This is a genomic window from Streptococcus sp. ZY171113 (genome assembly GCF_057748235.1).
The window spans coordinates 806,904-823,259 of record NZ_CM173243.1 but is presented as its reverse complement, the minus strand read 5'-3'; the positions used below and the strand labels follow the sequence as shown (position 1 = coordinate 823,259).

Here is a 16,356-nt window from a genome sequence, read left to right as displayed (position 1 = left end):
CTTCTGGTTACACGCTTCTCTTATCATTCTGTTTGAGTGTTATTTCTGATGAACCCAGAACGAATAGGTCTTCATGTCCTCCAGTCCTGGTACAGGTTCCAAGGTCGTTTTCTTGGTGACCGTCAATGTTGGCAGGTCAATCTCAGTTACCTGATTTAGGCCGCTAGACAAGACATAAAGCTGATGGTCCATTTGGTATTTGATGATAAAACTTTCCTCTTGGCCGCCCAAGCGTAAGCCGGTCTCAGTCACCACAACTTGCTGGCTCTCCTCGTCTAATTTCAGTTCATAAAGTTGATCCAAGACCTTATCAAAGATGTAATAACGATTGGCGTAGGTAAAGAAGGTGCGTTCGTCGAGCTGGTGGGCAAAGGACTCAGGTAGCCAAAAGCTTGTGACCTCTGGTGATTTCTCCAAAGAAAGGCGGACAAGTTGCTGGGTTTGGGTCACAGGATGGGTGACCAGCCCCAACATCACATCAGACGATACCGCCTGCGAAAAGAAATAACTGGCAACTTCGGGGTTGAGGGCAACCTCTCCTAGGGTCTCGACAGACAGTTTGTCCCAATCTAGCCTAGAGAGAAAATAGGGGTGTTCCTTATCAGGGTAAGGTTGCAAGAGCAGGTAGACACCATCTTCTCTCGCTTGAAAGCCGTGCAAAAAGCCCCTTATGGTGAGCAAGTTTTCTCCGACAGCAATCGTCGTCAAACAAAGACCACTTGCCTCATCAATTCCATAGTTATAAAACTTAATTCGCTGCCCTCCCCTCTCAAGATAATGACCAGCCTCAAAATAGCCCCTTAATTCAGGGAAAACCGTCTTCTCATGACCGTCAGGTGTCAATAGCAGAGCCTGCTGACCGTTATCAATCGAAAACCCTTGTTCTTCAGGCAACAGATTGTAGTAGAGGGCGCCACCCAAAGCTTTCTTGTCCACCAGTTGCCCCTTATCATCATAGGAAACCAAGGCGGATTGCGAACCAAAAGTGGCGAACTCTGTCGTGTAAAGTAAGGTGTAGTGAGCAGGACTACTCTCTTGGGGACTGCAGGAAACTAGGAAAATCCCCATCAGCACCAATAGTAGTTTTCCTAAACACTTGTTCCAGTATCCAAGCATGCCGACCACCTCCTGATAACAAGGTCTTCTTGACCAAATGCATGAGCAAAGAGCGACCAGCCAGTAAGAAGGTAACGCTTTCTCTATTCTTATTATACTCCTTTGTGACGTCTTTTCCAAACAAAAACAATGCTCAAATTGGCATTGTTCTCACTTCTTGACCACTCGAACTGTCGTCCCCACATCCAGCTGACTGCTGATGGTCATCTCCAACTCTAGCTGGTCCAGAATGGTCTTGGTCATGTAAAGACCAAAGCCTGTCGCCTTCTGGTGCAGGTGGCCGTTGTAGCCTGTAAAGCCCTCCTGACCCAAACGAGGCAGGTCTTCTGGCAGAATCCCCATGCCCTGGTCGCTGATGGCAATGCCGTCGGTCAGGTCAATGACAATCTGGCCGCCTGGGTGGCTGTATTTGAGGGCGTTGTCCAGGATTTGAGAGAGGGCAAAGGCCAGCCATTTCTTGTCGCTGGTCAGTTGGTAGTCGCCTGTGATGGTGACCGTCAGGTTCTTTTGTAGGAACTGGGTGCGGTAGTCCTTGATGAGCTGGGTCATGATGCTTCTCGCATCGACAACTTCAAAACGGAAGTCCAGTTGTTGGTCCTTGAGCTTGAGGTAGTTGAGGAGGTTACCCAAATACTTGTCCAGATGATGGAGCTGGTGCTGAACCTGGGCGGACTCCAGCTGGTCGGTCTGGGCCATGAGCGACAGGGCGGCCAGAGGCACCTTCATCTGGTGGGACCAGAGCTTGACTGTGGCCTGGAGCTGCTTCTCCCGCACCTTGAGGTCCTGCTGGCGGCTCTTGGTCCGCTCCTCCTGCTCCTTCAAGATCTCCGCCCAAGCCCGTTCGCTGGGCAGGTCCCACTCGCCCAACTGGTCCAAGGCCTTGGTTTGGAGCGTCAGCATTTTTCCATAAAAGCGGGAAAATAGCCAGAGGCTGGCAGCCAGTAAGAGGCTAGTGGCCAGGCCGAGGGGCCAGAGAAAGTAGTCCAGGGGCAGGCCATAGAGGAGGAACTGGGCCAGAAAGCTGACGACTAAGACGGCATAGAGCAGGTACCAGATGCCGTGCTCTCGGAAATAGGCTCGAATCATATCAGCTGGTACCCCTTTCCACGAATGGTCGCAATCCGCTCAAATCCAATGCTAGCCAGTTTTTTCCGCAGGCGGGTCATGTTGACGCTGAGGGTGTTGGCGTCGATGAAGTCACCACCCTCCCAGAGGCGGTCCAGGAGCTTGTCCTTGCTGACGACCTGGGGGTGGTGCTCCATGAGCAGGGCCAGGATTTTGGTCTCGGTCGGGCTGAGGCTGACGGATTCTCCTCCCCTGCCAAAATGCCCATCCAGCTCCAGTTGCCAACCGTCGATGACCAGCTGGTTCTTGGCAAACTGCTGGCTCCGCCTAAGAAAGGCGGCCAGCTTGGCCTCCAAGAGGGGCAGGGAAAAGGGCTTGCTGATGAAGTCATCCGCCCCCGTGGCCATGGCTGTGATGGCACTGGTCTCGTCCACGCTGCTGGTCAGAAAAAGAATGGGCGTCGTCAACTCCTCCCGAATCTTGGCTGTCCAGTAAAAGCCGTTAAAATAAGGCAGGCCGATGTCCATGAGGATGAGGTCAGGCTGACAAGCCCTAATCTCGGTCAAGACGTCCCTGAAATTGCTGACCGATACCACCTGATAGCGGTCAGCAAGATGGCTGGTCAAGAGGTTGACGATGGTGGCATCGTCTTCGATAAGATAAATACAGGTGCGTTTTGTCATGGTTTGCTTAACCGTTCTAAAAAATCATCTGGGTGGTAAACAATGAGCTGACTGTTAGCAAAATCAGGCTCGTTTCGAGTGACCAAAAGGTCAATCTGGTGCCGCTTGGCCACAGCCACAATCAGGGCATCCTCATAATCAGCCATATCAAGTGTCAGGGCATGGAGACAATCTTCTTTTGTCACCGCCAAAATCTCAACAAGCTGGCTCAGTTTTTCCAAGTGAAGTCGTGGCTCTAGACCTTGCTTTTTGAGAATGTAGGCAAAATCAGTCATCATATTTGCTGTGATACAAGGGGTGAAGACCCCATAAACCGCCTTTAGCAGGAGTTCTTTGGAGCTGGAATTGCGGTCAAGAAAGGCATCTAAGATGATGTTGACATCAAACAAGACCTTCATAGCGGGCCAACCTTTCCTCATGTCTCTCTTGACGGTAGTGTTTCTGGTCAAGGGGCTCTTGCAGAAGACCAGCAAGATCATCTAGCAAGGCCAACTTATCCACTTCCTGGGCCAGGGGTTGGATGACCAGTTTTTTGACCCCATTTTCCTCAATGGCTTGCAGGCTAAAGTGATCTGCCTTGTCAAACTCCAGAGCGGTCAAAAGTTTTTTCGACACCCGAAAGGCCTGACCATTGCCCCAATCTTTGAGCTGACTATATTCCCGTTCTAATAGCATAAAAACCTCCTTTTTCTCCTAGTATAGCAGGTATATACATGATGTGTCAACGAAAAAGTGGCCAGCTAGCCACTTTTTTTGGTGTGTTCTGAACCGTCTTTTACCGCTCCACAATCTTATAGTAAACCCGGCTGGTAACCTTGTAGATGAGGAAGTAAGTGACCGTGACGCCCAGGATAACCAGGCCGCTGACGGTGTAAATCAAGCTAGAGGAATCAAGCCCAAAAGCAGCCAGTATCTGCTTGAGGGCGACCAGGGCAACCAGGAAATGAAGGACCGCCATGACCAGGGGCATAAAGAAGACGGTCAAGACCTGAGACTGGATGGTCTTCTTGACAGCTGCAGCCGACAGACCAACCTCCTGCAAAATCCGATAGGACCGCTTGTCCTCATGGCCCTCGCTGTACTGCTTGTAGTAGATAATCAAGGCCGCACTGAGCAGGAAGGCTGTTCCCAAGAGGAAACCGGTAAAGAGGAAACCACCAGTAAAACCAATCACTAAGTCCTCAAATTCAGTTCTCGTAAGACCAGAACCGATAACTTCACCACTTGGAGACAGCACATCCAAGACATCTGAAAAAATGGTCTCCTGCTCCATCTCAGTCAAGTCAATATGGACCGAATACATGGAATGGTTAGGTCTTGGAGGATTGCCCATGGCCATGTAGTCCTGGTAGAGCTGGTCACGCACCTGGGCGTTCTCCACCACCATGAGGACTGACGATACTATCTGAATTAGGTCTGGAAAGTACGCCGTTTTGAGGTTATCCGCTATGGTCAGCTTGTTGCCCAAGATGTCCAGGCTGGCCAGGTCTTGCCCCCCACCTGGCTGGTAGAAATAGGCAGAGCCAGGAGCCAAATTTGGCACCTCGTTGCCAAATTTTCTGAAATCCTCCAGACTAAGCACATAGAGGTAGAAAAACTGGCGAGGCCTGTCGTCTGTCAAACCCTCCTCGGTTAACACTAAGTCCTTGTCCTTACCCAAATCAATCGGAAAGAGAACAGACTGGTAGTCGATGATTTCTTTGTCAGCAGGGAGCTGGCTGAGGACTTGGTTTTGAAAAATTTCCCGCCCCTCCTGCTCGCTATCACTGTAAATTTTTAGCTGGGTATTTTTGGGGAAAATCCATTCGGTCTGGTTAATCATGCCCGTGTAGAGGGCGGTTGTGGTGGCGATGGTCACAAAGGCCATGACAGCCAGGAGCGTGATATTAGCCAGACCAGCCGCATGCTGCTTCATACGGAAAATCATCTGACTGGTGCTGATGAAATGGTTGGGCTGATAGAAATAAGCCTTATCTGCTCTGCGATGTTTCAAAAACCAAGCGACAAAGGCCATGTAAAAGAGGTAGGTGCCGATAATGACCAGGACCACCGCTATGGCAAAGAGATAGAAGGTCGTCAAAAGACCTCTGCCCTTGCTGGTCAAGGACAGGTAGTAGCCACCAGCCAGACTAGCCAGGCCCAGAAAAGCCAGGAGAATGTTGCCCCGCGGCTCCTTCTCCCCGCTCTCCTGGGTCCGAAAGAGAACCAGGGGCGAGGACTTGCCGACCTTAGTCAGGCCAATCAGGTTGAGGACCAGAAAAATGCCAGCAAAGATGACCGCATTGGCCACCAAACCGGTCGGGGAAATGCTGAAGGACAGGTCTGTGCCTCGAATCAGGCGGACAAAGACTAGATTAAAGAGGTTGGCAAAGCCGCTGCTCAAGAGGCTTCCCAAGCTGATGACCGCCAGGTAGATGCCCCCCAACTCCAGACTGGCCACCAGCCCAATCTGGCTCTTTTTCATGCCCAGCATGTTGTAGAGACCGAACTCCTTGCTCCGTTGCTTGAGCAGGAAGTTAAAGCTGTAAATGCTCATGATGGTCGAAAAGAGGGTCAGAACAGCTAAGGAGATGGCTAGGGCCATCTGACCATGCCGCATGGTCTTGACCACAGGGCTAAAATAGACCAGGAGCGTAGCCCCGTTGAGCAGGTAAAGGACCAAACTGGCTAGGACAAAGGGGGCGAAAATGCCTTTAGAATTTTTGATGTTGTTGAGGGCAAGTTTCAGATAGAACACCTTAATCACCTCCTAAGAGCGCAGACATGGACAGGGAGATGTCCCGAGCAAAGTCGCTGTTGGACTTGCCAGCCTTGTAGAGCTGGTGGAAAATCCGCCCGTCCTTGATAAAGAGGACCCGTTGGGCATGGCTGGCGGCATTGGCTGAGTGGGTCACCATGAGGATGGTCTGCCCGTCTGCGTTGATGGTTTCAAAGAGGTTGAGCAAGTCTTCCGAATTGCGGTAGTCCAGGGCCGCCGTCGGCTCGTCCGCCAAAATCAATTTTGGTCGGGTAATCAAGCTCCGAGCGATGGCCACCCGCTGCTTCTGACCGCCTGACAGCTCAAAGGGCCGCTTGTCCAGCAGGTCACCGATACGGAGCCGAGCAGCCAAGCCAGGCAAACGGCTCTCCATCTCCTTGACAGGCACCCGACTGAGCACCAGGGGCAGGTAGATGTTATCCCGCACCGACAAGGTGTCCAGCAGGTTAAAGTCTTGAAAGACAAAGCCTAGATACTTCAGACGAAAATCTGCCACCTCACCCGCCTTGATTTGGGTGATGTCCTGCCCTTCCAAAAGTACCTGCCCATTGGTTGGTTTATCCAAGGTCGCCAGGATATTAAGCAAGGTCGTCTTACCAGACCCGCTCTCACCCATAATGGCGATAAACTCGCCAGCATTTACCGAAAAATCCACGTCCTGAAGGGCCCGCACCTCGGTCTTGGAAAACCGCGTCCGAAAAACCTTCTCCAAATGTTTGACTTCTAACATAATTGCCTCCTTGTGTTCTTGATAGTTTTATTATAGCCCACCTGTCTGCCTAGTGCCCTTACAGGATTGTAAGTTTTCAAAAAAATAAGACCCGCAACCAAAAGGTTGCTGGTCTTAGTCATCTCATTAAAGAGAGTTTGTGTCAATCTTGATACCAACACCTTGAGTAGTGGTGATGGTCAAGCTTGTGATGTAAGTACCCTTAGCAGTAGCTGGTTTAGCTTTAAGGATGGTGTCGTGGAAGGCTTTAACGTTCTCAACGAGTTTATCAGCTTCGAATGATACTTTACCAACCAGAGCTTGAACGATACCAGCCTTGTCCGCACGGTAAGTGATTTTACCACCTTTAGACTCTTCAACGGCTTTAGCAACATCCATTGTTACGGTACCAGTTTTAGGGTTTGGCATGAGGTTACGTGGACCAAGGACACGACCAAGGCGACCAACAACAGCCATCATGTCAGGTGTTGCGATAACCACGTCGAAGTCCAACCAACCGCCGTTGATTTTAGCAACCAGGTCGTCTTCACCAACGAAGTCTGCACCAGCAGCCTTAGCTTCTTCAGCTTTAGCGCCACGGGCGAAAACCAGAACGCGAGCAGTCTTACCAGTACCGTTTGGCAATACCATTGCACCACGGATTTGTTGGTCAGCCTTACGCACGTCGATGTTGAGGTTGTAAGCCACTTCAACAGAAGCGTCAAATTTCGCGAAGTTCAATTCTTTAGACAATGCCACAGCTTCTTCTACGCTGTAAGCTTTTGTGCTGTCGATTTTCTCAAGAGCAGCACGCAGTTGTTTGCTTTTTTTAGCCATTTTAATTCTCCTTGTAATCTGATAATGAAGTTATCTGCGACTGGGATTAGTCAGCGACAGTGAATCCCATAGAACGAGCAGTACCTTCAATCATGCGTACAGCAGCTTCAAGGCTAGCAGCGTTCAAGTCAGGCATCTTAGTTGTAGCAATTTCTTCAACTTGAGCACGGGTTACAGTAGCAACCTTAGTCTTGTTTGGAGTACCTGAACCTTTTTCAACACCCGCGGCTTTCTTCAAGAGAACAGCAGCTGGAGGTGTTTTACAGATGAAATCAAATGATTTATCTTCATACACAGAGATAACAACTGGGATGATCAGACCAGCTTGGTCTGCCGTACGAGCGTTAAACTCTTTAGTGAATCCCATGATGTTGATACCGGCTTGACCAAGCGCAGGACCAACTGGCGGAGCTGGAGTAGCTTTACCTGCAGGGATTTGCAATTTAACAAGTCTTTCAACTTTTTTAGCCATGATATAAAATCCTCCTATTTGTGGTTTTGGCGGTAATTAAAGATTTTTACCTCCCACAAGTATGACGAGCATACTAGACTATTTTACTAAAAAATAGCCGAGCTGTAAAGCCTTTTGCTTATTTTTTTCGAAAATACCAATCAACCCAGTTACAAGCCCCTTACCGATTGGCAAGAGGCTTGTCGCTCTGCCATGTCCCTAATCCAACAAATCGGTGTCGTAAATGGTAAAGTCCGCTCGGTAAATGATGAGACGCTTGCCATCAATCAAGAGGTAGGTGGTGTTTGGGATGCCCTCAGGGGCTGAAGTCGAAACACGGTTACCAAAGTAGGTAGCCAAAGGCGTCCCGTTCTGGGACCGAATCAAAATCAGCTTGCTTTGACCAGTCCAGTCGTTCTTAATCTGGTTGAAAAAGCGGTTAACAAAGGGCAGGGACCGGTCCTTGGTCTCCAGCTCCACCGCCTCACCATACTTGTCCATGTAGTCGGTCAGACCATCCTCTGAAAAGATCAAGGTCGAGCCCACGTGAAGCACCTGGCTGTTGCCGATGGTCACGTCCAAGACCGAGGATTCCTTGCTGATGTTGCCCAGCTCGTCGGTCATGTCAAAACGGTCATCGCTCTTGATGGAAACAGACTTGCCCGTCAACTTGTCAATGACCTGCGAGTTCTCATCAAAGGTTCGCACGGTACCTGATAGGCCCAGATACTGCTCCTGAGTGGTCTTAAAGTAGTCACTCACACTCTGGCAGCCCACTAGGGTCAGGACAGACAGGGCCGTTAAAAGGCTGAGTTTCACAGATTTTTTCATTGTTTTCTCCCTATTTTCAGTTTTCCCCTATTATACCATAAACTTGCGGGACCGTCCGCCTTGTGCTATCATGGAGCTATGAAAAAACTACTCGCCCTCTGCACCACCGACCACCATGCCCTTATTTTTGGGAAAATAGCCGAGCTGCTCAGTCCTGTCCTGACTGTGGAACTTGCTGCCAACTGCCCAGCCGACCTAAGCCCCTACGCTGGCCAACTGACCCTGTCAGATGAAGCCATTTCAGGCCTAGCCAGCTACCAGTTGCCAGCTGACCTGGACCTGGACCCTGACCAGCTAAACCCAGCTGACTTGGTCCAGCTGACTTGGGGAATTAGCCAGTTTGTGGCCAGCTTAGACCAGCTCCCTCTGGACCAGCTGCCCCTCCATGTCGCCCTGACCAACAAGGACAACCAGGTCACCTACCACAACGGCCGTCCCAAGGACCCCTTTCTCTTTGACGACCTGGACAAGGAACCCGTTGATGATTGGATTGTTGACGACATCAAGACCAAACCTGACCATGCCGTCCACCTGCTTCTTCCCTCCCTGTCCTTTGAGCAAATCCTTATCCAGTCCTATCAGGGCCTCTATAACCAAGGGCAGCTGACAGGGATTTTCCAACAGGTTCAGGACATCAAGCCCATCCTAGCCAGCTACCTCAAAGAAACTGGCCAGGCCCTGGTGGGCTGGTCCGACACCGTCTCTGGTGCCTCCATCAAAAACGATGCCTTTGATGATGATTTTTAAGACGACAAAACGCCCCTGGGAGGGCGTTTTGTACTAGATAAAGTTGTAATCAATCAGCCAGTTCTTGATAACAGAGAGGGTCTTGTCCTGAAACTTGCCAGATTCGTACATGTGGTCGGCCCCTGTGATGGATACCAGGAGGGAGTCCTTGTAGTTTTTGGCTGTTTTTTGAGCGATAGCTGAGACGGTCATCTTGTCCTCACTGCCCGTGATGACCAAAACAGGGCAAGAAATCTTGCTGAAGTCCACTCGACCAGCTCGGCTCTTGTCCATAAAAGGAAAGGCCAACTGGGTATAAACCTTGCCTGATTCAGGCACCAAATCCTTAAAGATGTCTTCCTTGATGGCCGGGTCCTGGGCGTTGAGGCAGTAGCGGAAAAACTCATCCTTGTAAGGAGGCATGGGCTTTTTCCAAAAGCCCCAACGTAGGAAATGCTTAATAAAGCAACGAATCATGGTCGGATAGAGGGCAAAAATATCTGCCGTCGGGGCAGGCCCCATGAGAATCATGCCAGCGACAGGCGTGCGTTCAGCAACCATCTGGGCCAGCAGACACCCCAGCGAGTGGCCCAAAAGTAGGGGTGGCTCAGGCAGGCTCTCAACCAAGGCAACCAGGTCGTCCCTGTAATCTTGCAAGCTAACTATCCCAACCTTTTGTTCAACCTCTGCATAAGGGAGGTCGTGGTAACGCAGGCTTGGTGTGTGGACCCGAATCCCCATAGCTGCCAACTTGGTTGCAAAGGCTCCCCAGACCTTCCCATCACACCAGGTCCCGTGAATCAAAACAATATCTCTCATGATAATCTCCTTTTTGGACCATTATAGCATTTATTTGTTTGATTATCAAATAAATTCAGCTAAAAAGAGGCTAGAACTTATCCTAACCTCATTAGTTGTAAAACGTGACGCAGTGGTTGAGATGGCTCGCTTCGCTAATGTTATCAGCTGAGCAGGCACCCTCCCCAACAGCCATCTTTAGAACTTGTCTTTCAAACTGTTCAAGGCACCTTCAGCAGCGTCTTTAGCATCAGTTGCCAAATCCTTAGCTTGCTCAAGGGCACCGTCAAGACTATCTTTAACTTCTGCAGCCACTTCCTTAGCCTTACCGACTAGATTGTCTACCAGGCCTTCAGCTTCCAGGCCCTTGTCACCAAGCACCTTGCCAGCTAATTCTTTGGCTGAGCCAGTAACTTGGTCCAATTTTGCATCTAATTTATCGAACATTATCTTGTCCTCCTTTTTGCTAATTACCATCAGTATAGCACAAGTTCACAAAAAATGGAAGCGCTTTGTTTTGTGGTCAAGATCCGCACCAGAACAGGACAGCTGGCCCAGAAGCTCTTTTCTTGAAAATCGGTCATAAATCCCTTACAAAATTGGCTTTTTTTGGTAAAATAGCAGGTATGAAAATCTTAATCACATCTGGTGGGACAACTGAGCCCATCGACAGCGTTCGTGGCATCACCAATCACGCTACCGGTAGTCTGGGAAAAATCATTGCCGAGAGGGCTTTGGCTGCTGGCCACGAGGTAACCTTGGTCACCACCAAACAGGCCGTCAAGCCAGACTTGCACCCCCTTTTAACCATCATCGAGATTACCAATGTGGCAAGTCTTTTAGCCACCATGGAGCCTCAGATCAAGTCGCACGAGGTTTGCATTCATAGCATGGCTGTCTCTGACTACACCCCTGTCTTTATGACCGACCTGGACCAGGTTGAGGCGGCTGCGGCGACTGGGCAACTGCGCCAGCTATTGACCCAAAGCAACCAAGAGGGAAAAATATCGTCCAATGCTGACCATCAGGTTCTTTTCCTGAAAAAGACGCCCAAGGTCATCAGCCAGATCAAGGCTTGGAACCCGACCATCAAGCTGGTGGGCTTCAAGTTGCTGGTTGATGTGAGCAAAGAAAAGCTGTTCGAGGTGGCCAGAGCCAGTCTGGTCAAGAACCAGGCCGACTACATCTTGGCCAATGACCTGACCGACATCAAGCCAGGCCAGCATTTGGGCTATTTGGTCAGTCAGGACCGTGAGGAGCTGGCGACAACCAAGGAAGCCATTGCTGAGTTAATTTTGGAAAGGGTGACTGACCATGACTAAGACCATCCTACTAGCCGTTTCAGGCTCCATTTCAGCCTACAAGGCGGCGGACTTGACCAGCCAGCTGACCAAGTTGGGCTATCAGGTCCATGTGCTCATGACTGAGGCCGCTACCCATTTCATCACGTCCTTGACCTTGCAGGTCTTATCCAAAAATCCTGTTCATCTGGACGTGATGACGGAAAAACTGGCCGACCGCATCAACCACATCGACCTGGGCAAGGAAGCGGATCTCTTTGTTCTGGCCCCTGCTTCTGCCAACACCCTGGCCAAATTGGCCTGCGGTCTAGCCGACAACATGGTCACTGCCACGGTTCTGGCTCTCCCCGCCAGCACGCCCAAACTGCTTGCGCCAGCCATGAACACAAAAATGTACGACAACCCTCTGACCCAGAAGAACCTGGCCACGCTCAAGGAGCTAGGCTATCAGGAAATTCCGCCAAAATCCAGCCTCCTGGCCTGCGGCGATGTGGGTCGAGGGGCCCTGGCCGATGTGGCCACCATCATTCAAGCCATCGAGGAGATTTTTTAATGAAGAGACGTCAACAAACTAAGGACATCGCTGCCATCGCTATTTTTATGGCGGTCATGCTGGTCATCGAGGTTGTGAGCCAGACGATTTTTGCGGCCATTCCCCTGCTTCCTGTCAAGCCGACCCTGACCCATATCCCGGTCATCATCGCCAGCATCTACTACGGTCCCAAGGTTGGAGCCAGTCTGGGCGGTTTTATGGGCCTCATGAGCGTCGTCCGCAATACCATTTTGGTGACACCGGCCAGCTACATCTTCTCGCCATTCGTTGAGGGGGGCAACCTCTTCTCCCTCATCATCGCTATCCTGCCTCGGGTCCTGATTGGCGTAACCCCTTATCTGATTTACAAGGCCCTCAAAAACCCTGCCGGTCTTGGTTTAGCTGGCGCTCTGGGCAGCCTGACCAACACCCTCTTTGTTTTGGGCGGTATCTTCTTCCTCTTCCCTGACCGTTTTGGGGGCAATGTGCAGAGCTTCTTAGCGGCTATCCTGACCACCAACTCCTTAGTTGAGGTGGTCATAGCGACCCTCCTGACCCTGGTCATGGTACCTCGCCTGAAAAACCTGAAAGACTAGACAACATCACGACACCGCTCCATCGAGCGGTGTTTTTATGTGCCGACTGATCGGCCTTGAAAATCAAACCTTTAGACTGTTGGAGCTGGCTTCGGCTAGAGTTGATAGGCTTTGAATATGACCTGCTCTGCCATTTCCCAAAAGAAAAACCCAGCAAAGCTGGGCAAAATAAGGGCTTAAATCACACCTTGGGCTGACATGGCTTCAGCGACCTTGAGGAAGCCGGCGATGTTGGCACCAAGAACCAGGTTGCCTGGCTGACCGAATTCTTCAGCAGCGGCAGCAGCATTCTTGTAGATGTTTTCCATAATGTCGTAGAGCTTGGCGTCAACCTCTTCAAAGGTCCAGGCCAAACGCTGGCTGTTTTGAGACATTTCAAGGGCAGAAGTCGCTACACCACCAGCGTTGGCTGCCTTGGCTGGGCCAAAGAGGACGCCGTTGGCTTGGAAGACTTCAACAGCTTCCAGGGTTGATGGCATGTTAGCACCTTCGGCAACAGCAATCACACCGTTGGCAACAAGAGCCTTGGCATCGTCTTCGTTGAGCTCGTTTTGGGTGGCACATGGGAAGGCCAAATCAGCCTTGATGGTCCAGATGCTGTCGCCACCAGCTGGGGTGAAGACGGCATGCGGGTGCAAATCAACGTACTTAGAAATCCGCTCACGCTCCACTTCCTTGAGCTGCTTGAGGGTTTCCAGGTTGATACCTTGCTCGTCGTAAACGTAACCTGATGAGTCAGAGACAGCCACAACCTTGGCACCAAGTTGGTGAAGTTTTTCAGTAGCATAGATGGCCACGTTACCAGAACCAGATACGATAGCCGTCTTGCCAGCAAAATCCTCACCCTTAGAAGCCAGCATGTGCTTGGCGAAGTAAACCGCACCGTAACCCGTCGCTTCGGTACGTGCCAATGACCCACCGTAGGTCAGGCCCTTACCAGTCAATACCCCGTTTTCGTAGCCGTTAAGGCGTTTGTATTGGCCGAACATGTAGCCAATCTCACGGCCGCCAACACCGATGTCACCAGCTGGAACGTCCACGTCTGGACCGATGTATTTTTGGAGCTCGGTCATAAAGCTCTGGGTAAAAGCCATCACCTCACGGTCAGACTTGCCTTTAGGGTCAAAGTTTGAGCCCCCCTTACCACCACCGATTGGCAGACCTGTCAGGGAGTTTTTGAAGATTTGCTCAAAGCCCAAGAACTTGATGATGGACTGGTTAACAGACGGGTGGAAACGAAGACCACCCTTGTAAGGACCGATGGCTGACGAGTACTGAACTCGGTAACCACGGTTGACTTGGACTTGCCCCTTATCATCAACCCAAGGCACACGGAAAGACACCACACGTTCTGGCTCAACCAGACGCTCCAGGATGTTCTCCTCCATGTACTTAGGGTACTTGTCGAAAACTGGCACCAACGAATCAAAGACTTCTTCAACGGCCTGCAAAAACTCGGCCTCATGGCTGTTCTCAGCCTTTACCTTTTCAAAAACGCGTGCAACATATGCTTTACCAGCTGTCATGTGATTTCCTCTTTTCATTATTTTTCAAGATGTAAAACATTATAAATTTTCTGAATATTTTTGTCAAGGATTTCGTTTTAAATATCCAAAAAAAATTGGGTGTGGAACTCAATCGGTAACCCCTAGGGTTCGATGTTGTTGTCCCACCCCCTGCACAGTTGAGTAGGGCTGTTCAGCTGATAAAATCAGCGAAGAGAGCCCACTCAACCACTGCGTCAAGTTTAACTATTGGGGACCTCTAAAAACTAGCTTTTGACTATTTTTCCAAGTCAAAAATCTATCAAATCAACGGTTTGAATTTTCTTAATTGAGTGTTTAGAGGTCCCCTATTGCTAAAAAACTAAAGAGGCCAGGACTGAGTCCCAGCCTCCATCAAGCGAATTAGTTGTGGCTGATAGCACACTCGTCCCAATGGTCCTCATGCTTGTGGTGGAGGTGGCCATCGTGAACATAGTCCACATGGTCACCGTGTTGGATAGCCTCATGGCCACAGCCTTCGCCATGCTCGTGGCCATGGTCAGCGTGAGTCTCGTGGCCCTCGCAAGCCACGATTTCAGCCTCATCCCAGTGGCCGTCATGCTCGTGATGGATATGGCCGTCATGCAGGTAGTCCAGGTGGTCACCGTGTTGGATGGCTTGGTGGCCGCAGCCCTCGCCGTGCTGGTGGTCGTGGTTATCATGGATGTGATGTGTCATCTGTTCAATCTCCTTTTTCTTAGTGCCTTTATTATACGTCAAATAGCAGAGCGCGACAAGGACTTTTTGTTCACCACTTTAGTTTCCAGTTTACTATCCAGTTAAGGACTGGTTAGCCCTCCTTAATCAACGATGTCGAATGAACCGCCCGATTGTCCCGGCCTGGGTAGATGTAGTTAAGGGCCTGGTTGACCGCCAAGGGGGCTTCACCAAAGCCAGTTGCAATTAATTCCACCTTACCCTCGTAGCTGGCCGCATCACCGACCGCAAAGACACCTGGCAGGCTGGTGGCCAACTGTGGCGACACCAGAACGCTGGTTCGCTTGCTCTCCACCTGCCAATTCTTGAGGTTCTTGTTAGAGGTGGCGAAGCCAAAGCTGACAATCAAGCTGTCCAGCGGCAGCTCCACCTGCTCCTCTCCCTTGACTTTTTCAATCACCAGGGCAGTCGCTCTCTGACCGTCACCCTTTAATGCTAAAGGAAGGTAAGGCGTCAAGACACGGACGGTGGACTGCTCAAGGAGCTCCACGCTGTGCTCGTGGGCCCGGAAGGCTTCCCGACGGTGGACCAGGGTCACCGACTTGGCCAGAAGCTCAAGGGCCAGGGCCCAGTCAACTGCCGAATCACCGCCGCCGCAAATAACGATGTCCTGACCAGCAAACTGGTCCAGCTGGCGGACATTGTAAAAAAGGTTGGTGTCGGCATAGACCTCTTCGCCGTCCAGTCCCAGCGGACGAGGGGAGAAGGCTCCGTTACCACAGGCGATGATGATAGATCGGGCCTGGTGCTGGCCCTTGCTGGTGGTGATGGTAAAGTGGTCATCGGTCTTGTCGAAGGTCAGAACCTCTTCCTTGAGGCAGATGGTCACTCGATCGGCAAAGCGGTCCAGCTGCTGAATCAGGTTCTCGGTCAACTGGCCACCTGTCACTTCTGGATAACCAGCGATGTCATAGATTTTTTTCTCTGGGTAGAGAATGGCGGGCTGGCCTCCTAGCTCAGACAGGCTCTCAATGATCTTAACGCTGGCCCCACGCAGGCCCGCATAAAAGGCCGTAAAGAGGCCAACTGGCCCGCCCCCGATAATAGCAATGTCAACAAGTTCTTGTGTCATATGTTCCTCTTCTCGTTTATGATTTTCCTTTATTATAACATAGGCACTTTCCAGAAGAAAGTGCCTGATTTTTATGGTGGGGTATAGGTTTTATCTATAAGACTTGTCTTTTCTAGTTTGAATTGGAGCCTTTTTCGGCCGATAAGAGCGATAATAGCTGGAAAACTCCCGAAAGGCCTGCTTTCTCACGTCGTCAGTTATCCCTAATAAGGTCAAATCAATGGACCTGATTTTCCCATTCAACAAAGTAATCTCGATGTCGCAGATATCACTGCCGTCTCCATCATTATAGGAGTTGTAACTGACTTTTTTCACCTCAGACCAGGCCATAAACTGCTGACGAAAATTAGCTGTATGGTAAAAACCTTCCTTAGTCAACCTTAGATAAGGGGTCGAGGTCAAGAGTCGCACGAGCAAATAGATAAAGTAATAACTGAGGCCTATGCCCAGTATAAGAAACAGTAGGCCACTTATTGGTCGCTCATCTTTCCAAAACATCATTCCTGAAATCAGAAAAGAGGTACTGACAACCAAAGTACCAATAAGTCTAAAAAGGACTATTCTAAGGCTATGATAAATCAACTTTTCTTGCATACAGAATTTTCCTTTCTCTACTATAT

At 50.3% G+C, this 16,356-nt stretch carries 20 protein-coding genes; 4 read left to right on the top strand and 16 right to left on the bottom strand.

All coding sequences use genetic code 11. From position 1 onward, the window contains the following. Window positions 1-39 precede the first annotated feature (39 nt). The 10 genes from AC3ARB_RS03805 to AC3ARB_RS03760 all read right to left on the bottom strand — a co-directional run bounded on the left by AC3ARB_RS03805 (window position 40) and on the right by AC3ARB_RS03760 (window position 8,450). Complete coding sequence (locus tag AC3ARB_RS03805; protein ID WP_488321232.1) at window positions 40-1,116, bottom strand: hypothetical protein; 1,077 nt, start codon at window positions 1,114-1,116, stop codon at window positions 40-42. 150 nt (window positions 1,117-1,266) lie between these two features. Beyond that, window positions 1,267-2,202 (bottom strand): sensor histidine kinase, encoded by a 936-nt coding sequence (locus AC3ARB_RS03800; protein ID WP_488321231.1) that lies wholly within the window; start codon window positions 2,200-2,202, stop codon window positions 1,267-1,269. Next, window positions 2,199-2,864 carry a response regulator transcription factor gene (locus AC3ARB_RS03795; RefSeq protein WP_488321230.1) on the bottom strand — a complete coding sequence of 222 codons (666 nt, stop codon included), beginning with the start codon at window positions 2,862-2,864 and terminating at the stop codon, window positions 2,199-2,201. The genes AC3ARB_RS03800 and AC3ARB_RS03795 overlap by 4 nt, the downstream gene beginning before the upstream one ends. After that, entirely contained in the window at window positions 2,861-3,262 is a 402-nt protein-coding gene (locus tag AC3ARB_RS03790; RefSeq protein ID WP_488321229.1) for a type II toxin-antitoxin system VapC family toxin, read from the bottom strand. Before AC3ARB_RS03790 ends, AC3ARB_RS03795 begins: the two co-directional genes overlap by 4 nt. After that, window positions 3,246-3,539: an AbrB/MazE/SpoVT family DNA-binding domain-containing protein gene (locus AC3ARB_RS03785; RefSeq protein ID WP_488321228.1), complete on the bottom strand. Its 294-nt coding sequence runs from the start codon at window positions 3,537-3,539 to the stop codon at window positions 3,246-3,248. The genes AC3ARB_RS03790 and AC3ARB_RS03785 overlap by 17 nt, the downstream gene beginning before the upstream one ends. Window positions 3,540-3,639: 100 nt before the next feature. Beyond that, a complete protein-coding gene (locus tag AC3ARB_RS03780) occupies window positions 3,640-5,601 on the bottom strand; it encodes an FtsX-like permease family protein (protein WP_488321227.1) in 1,962 nt (653 codons plus the stop codon). A 1-nt stretch (window position 5,602) separates the two neighbouring features. Next, window positions 5,603-6,355, bottom strand: coding sequence for an ABC transporter ATP-binding protein (locus AC3ARB_RS03775; RefSeq protein WP_488321526.1), 753 nt, complete (start codon window positions 6,353-6,355; stop codon window positions 5,603-5,605). A gap of 123 nt (window positions 6,356-6,478) precedes the next feature. After that, window positions 6,479-7,168: a 50S ribosomal protein L1 gene (gene rplA, locus AC3ARB_RS03770; RefSeq protein ID WP_488321226.1), complete on the bottom strand. Its 690-nt coding sequence runs from the start codon at window positions 7,166-7,168 to the stop codon at window positions 6,479-6,481. Between the two features lie 46 nt (window positions 7,169-7,214). Further along, window positions 7,215-7,640 carry a 50S ribosomal protein L11 gene (gene rplK, locus AC3ARB_RS03765; RefSeq protein ID WP_488321225.1) on the bottom strand — a complete coding sequence of 142 codons (426 nt, stop codon included), beginning with the start codon at window positions 7,638-7,640 and terminating at the stop codon, window positions 7,215-7,217. Between the two features lie 198 nt (window positions 7,641-7,838). Next, window positions 7,839-8,450, bottom strand: a complete 612-nt coding sequence (locus tag AC3ARB_RS03760; protein WP_488321224.1) for a DUF5052 family protein — start codon at window positions 8,448-8,450, stop codon at window positions 7,839-7,841. Window positions 8,451-8,528: 78 nt separating this feature from the next. On the opposite strand from AC3ARB_RS03760, the gene AC3ARB_RS03755 reads away from it, so the two are divergent. Then, window positions 8,529-9,197: a hypothetical protein gene (locus tag AC3ARB_RS03755; RefSeq protein WP_488321223.1), complete on the top strand. Its 669-nt coding sequence runs from the start codon at window positions 8,529-8,531 to the stop codon at window positions 9,195-9,197. Between the two features lie 33 nt (window positions 9,198-9,230). On the opposite strand, the gene AC3ARB_RS03750 is transcribed toward AC3ARB_RS03755, so the two are convergent. Further along, window positions 9,231-9,995: an alpha/beta fold hydrolase gene (locus AC3ARB_RS03750; RefSeq protein WP_488321222.1), complete on the bottom strand. Its 765-nt coding sequence runs from the start codon at window positions 9,993-9,995 to the stop codon at window positions 9,231-9,233. 177 nt (window positions 9,996-10,172) lie between these two features. Further along, on the bottom strand, window positions 10,173-10,421 hold the full coding sequence (locus tag AC3ARB_RS03745) for a CsbD family protein (protein WP_488321221.1): 249 nt from the start codon (window positions 10,419-10,421) through the stop codon (window positions 10,173-10,175). A gap of 179 nt (window positions 10,422-10,600) precedes the next feature. On the opposite strand from AC3ARB_RS03745, the gene AC3ARB_RS03740 reads away from it, so the two are divergent. Genes AC3ARB_RS03740 through AC3ARB_RS03730 form a run of 3 tightly spaced genes read left to right on the top strand, consistent with a single transcriptional unit; the run spans window position 10,601 to window position 12,403 of the window. Next, window positions 10,601-11,296 (top strand): phosphopantothenate--cysteine ligase, encoded by a 696-nt coding sequence (locus AC3ARB_RS03740; protein WP_488321220.1) that lies wholly within the window; start codon window positions 10,601-10,603, stop codon window positions 11,294-11,296. Then, window positions 11,289-11,828 carry a phosphopantothenoylcysteine decarboxylase gene (gene coaC / locus AC3ARB_RS03735; RefSeq protein WP_488321219.1) on the top strand — a complete coding sequence of 180 codons (540 nt, stop codon included), beginning with the start codon at window positions 11,289-11,291 and terminating at the stop codon, window positions 11,826-11,828. Before AC3ARB_RS03740 ends, coaC begins: the two co-directional genes overlap by 8 nt. Next, window positions 11,828-12,403 (top strand): ECF transporter S component, encoded by a 576-nt coding sequence (locus AC3ARB_RS03730; protein ID WP_488321218.1) that lies wholly within the window; start codon window positions 11,828-11,830, stop codon window positions 12,401-12,403. The genes coaC and AC3ARB_RS03730 overlap by 1 nt, the downstream gene beginning before the upstream one ends. Before the next feature lie 176 nt (window positions 12,404-12,579). Here the strand turns inward: AC3ARB_RS03730 and gdhA are convergent, their stop codons facing one another. The 4 genes from gdhA to AC3ARB_RS03710 all read right to left on the bottom strand — a co-directional run bounded on the left by gdhA (window position 12,580) and on the right by AC3ARB_RS03710 (window position 16,330). Then, window positions 12,580-13,929: an NADP-specific glutamate dehydrogenase gene (gene gdhA, locus AC3ARB_RS03725; RefSeq protein ID WP_488321217.1), complete on the bottom strand. Its 1,350-nt coding sequence runs from the start codon at window positions 13,927-13,929 to the stop codon at window positions 12,580-12,582. A gap of 381 nt (window positions 13,930-14,310) precedes the next feature. Next, the gene (locus tag AC3ARB_RS03720; RefSeq protein ID WP_488321216.1) at window positions 14,311-14,625 is read right to left on the bottom strand and encodes a hypothetical protein; all 315 of its coding nucleotides are present in this window, start codon (window positions 14,623-14,625) and stop codon (window positions 14,311-14,313) included. 112 nt (window positions 14,626-14,737) lie between these two features. Continuing rightward, the gene (locus tag AC3ARB_RS03715; protein WP_488321215.1) at window positions 14,738-15,736 is read right to left on the bottom strand and encodes an NAD(P)/FAD-dependent oxidoreductase; all 999 of its coding nucleotides are present in this window, start codon (window positions 15,734-15,736) and stop codon (window positions 14,738-14,740) included. Window positions 15,737-15,826: 90 nt separating this feature from the next. Beyond that, window positions 15,827-16,330, bottom strand: coding sequence for a hypothetical protein (locus AC3ARB_RS03710; protein WP_488321214.1), 504 nt, complete (start codon window positions 16,328-16,330; stop codon window positions 15,827-15,829). Window positions 16,331-16,356: the final 26 nt, after the last annotated feature.

Bases quoted from the DNA above. Each gene is read 5' to 3' on its own strand.
- gdhA (WP_488321217.1), bottom strand. From the start codon at position 13,929: ATGACAGCTGGTAAAGCATATGTTGCACGCGTTTTTGAAAAGGTAAAG.
- AC3ARB_RS03710 (WP_488321214.1), bottom strand. From the start codon at position 16,330: ATGCAAGAAAAGTTGATTTATCATAGCCTTAGAATAGTCCTTTTTAGA.
- rplK (WP_488321225.1), bottom strand. From the start codon at position 7,640: ATGGCTAAAAAAGTTGAAAGACTTGTTAAATTGCAAATCCCTGCAGGT.
- AC3ARB_RS03795 (WP_488321230.1), bottom strand. From the start codon at position 2,864: ATGACAAAACGCACCTGTATTTATCTTATCGAAGACGATGCCACCATC.
- AC3ARB_RS03760 (WP_488321224.1), bottom strand. From the start codon at position 8,450: ATGAAAAAATCTGTGAAACTCAGCCTTTTAACGGCCCTGTCTGTCCTG.
- coaC (WP_488321219.1), top strand. From the start codon at position 11,289: ATGACTAAGACCATCCTACTAGCCGTTTCAGGCTCCATTTCAGCCTAC.
- AC3ARB_RS03800 (WP_488321231.1), bottom strand. From the start codon at position 2,202: ATGATTCGAGCCTATTTCCGAGAGCACGGCATCTGGTACCTGCTCTAT.
- AC3ARB_RS03730 (WP_488321218.1), top strand. From the start codon at position 11,828: ATGAAGAGACGTCAACAAACTAAGGACATCGCTGCCATCGCTATTTTT.
- rplA (WP_488321226.1), bottom strand. From the start codon at position 7,168: ATGGCTAAAAAAAGCAAACAACTGCGTGCTGCTCTTGAGAAAATCGAC.
- AC3ARB_RS03740 (WP_488321220.1), top strand. From the start codon at position 10,601: ATGAAAATCTTAATCACATCTGGTGGGACAACTGAGCCCATCGACAGC.
- AC3ARB_RS03785 (WP_488321228.1), bottom strand. From the start codon at position 3,539: ATGCTATTAGAACGGGAATATAGTCAGCTCAAAGATTGGGGCAATGGT.
- AC3ARB_RS03755 (WP_488321223.1), top strand. From the start codon at position 8,529: ATGAAAAAACTACTCGCCCTCTGCACCACCGACCACCATGCCCTTATT.
- AC3ARB_RS03805 (WP_488321232.1), bottom strand. From the start codon at position 1,116: ATGCTTGGATACTGGAACAAGTGTTTAGGAAAACTACTATTGGTGCTG.
- AC3ARB_RS03715 (WP_488321215.1), bottom strand. From the start codon at position 15,736: ATGACACAAGAACTTGTTGACATTGCTATTATCGGGGGCGGGCCAGTT.
- AC3ARB_RS03745 (WP_488321221.1), bottom strand. From the start codon at position 10,421: ATGTTCGATAAATTAGATGCAAAATTGGACCAAGTTACTGGCTCAGCC.
- AC3ARB_RS03750 (WP_488321222.1), bottom strand. From the start codon at position 9,995: ATGAGAGATATTGTTTTGATTCACGGGACCTGGTGTGATGGGAAGGTC.
- AC3ARB_RS03720 (WP_488321216.1), bottom strand. From the start codon at position 14,625: ATGACACATCACATCCATGATAACCACGACCACCAGCACGGCGAGGGC.
- AC3ARB_RS03790 (WP_488321229.1), bottom strand. From the start codon at position 3,262: ATGAAGGTCTTGTTTGATGTCAACATCATCTTAGATGCCTTTCTTGAC.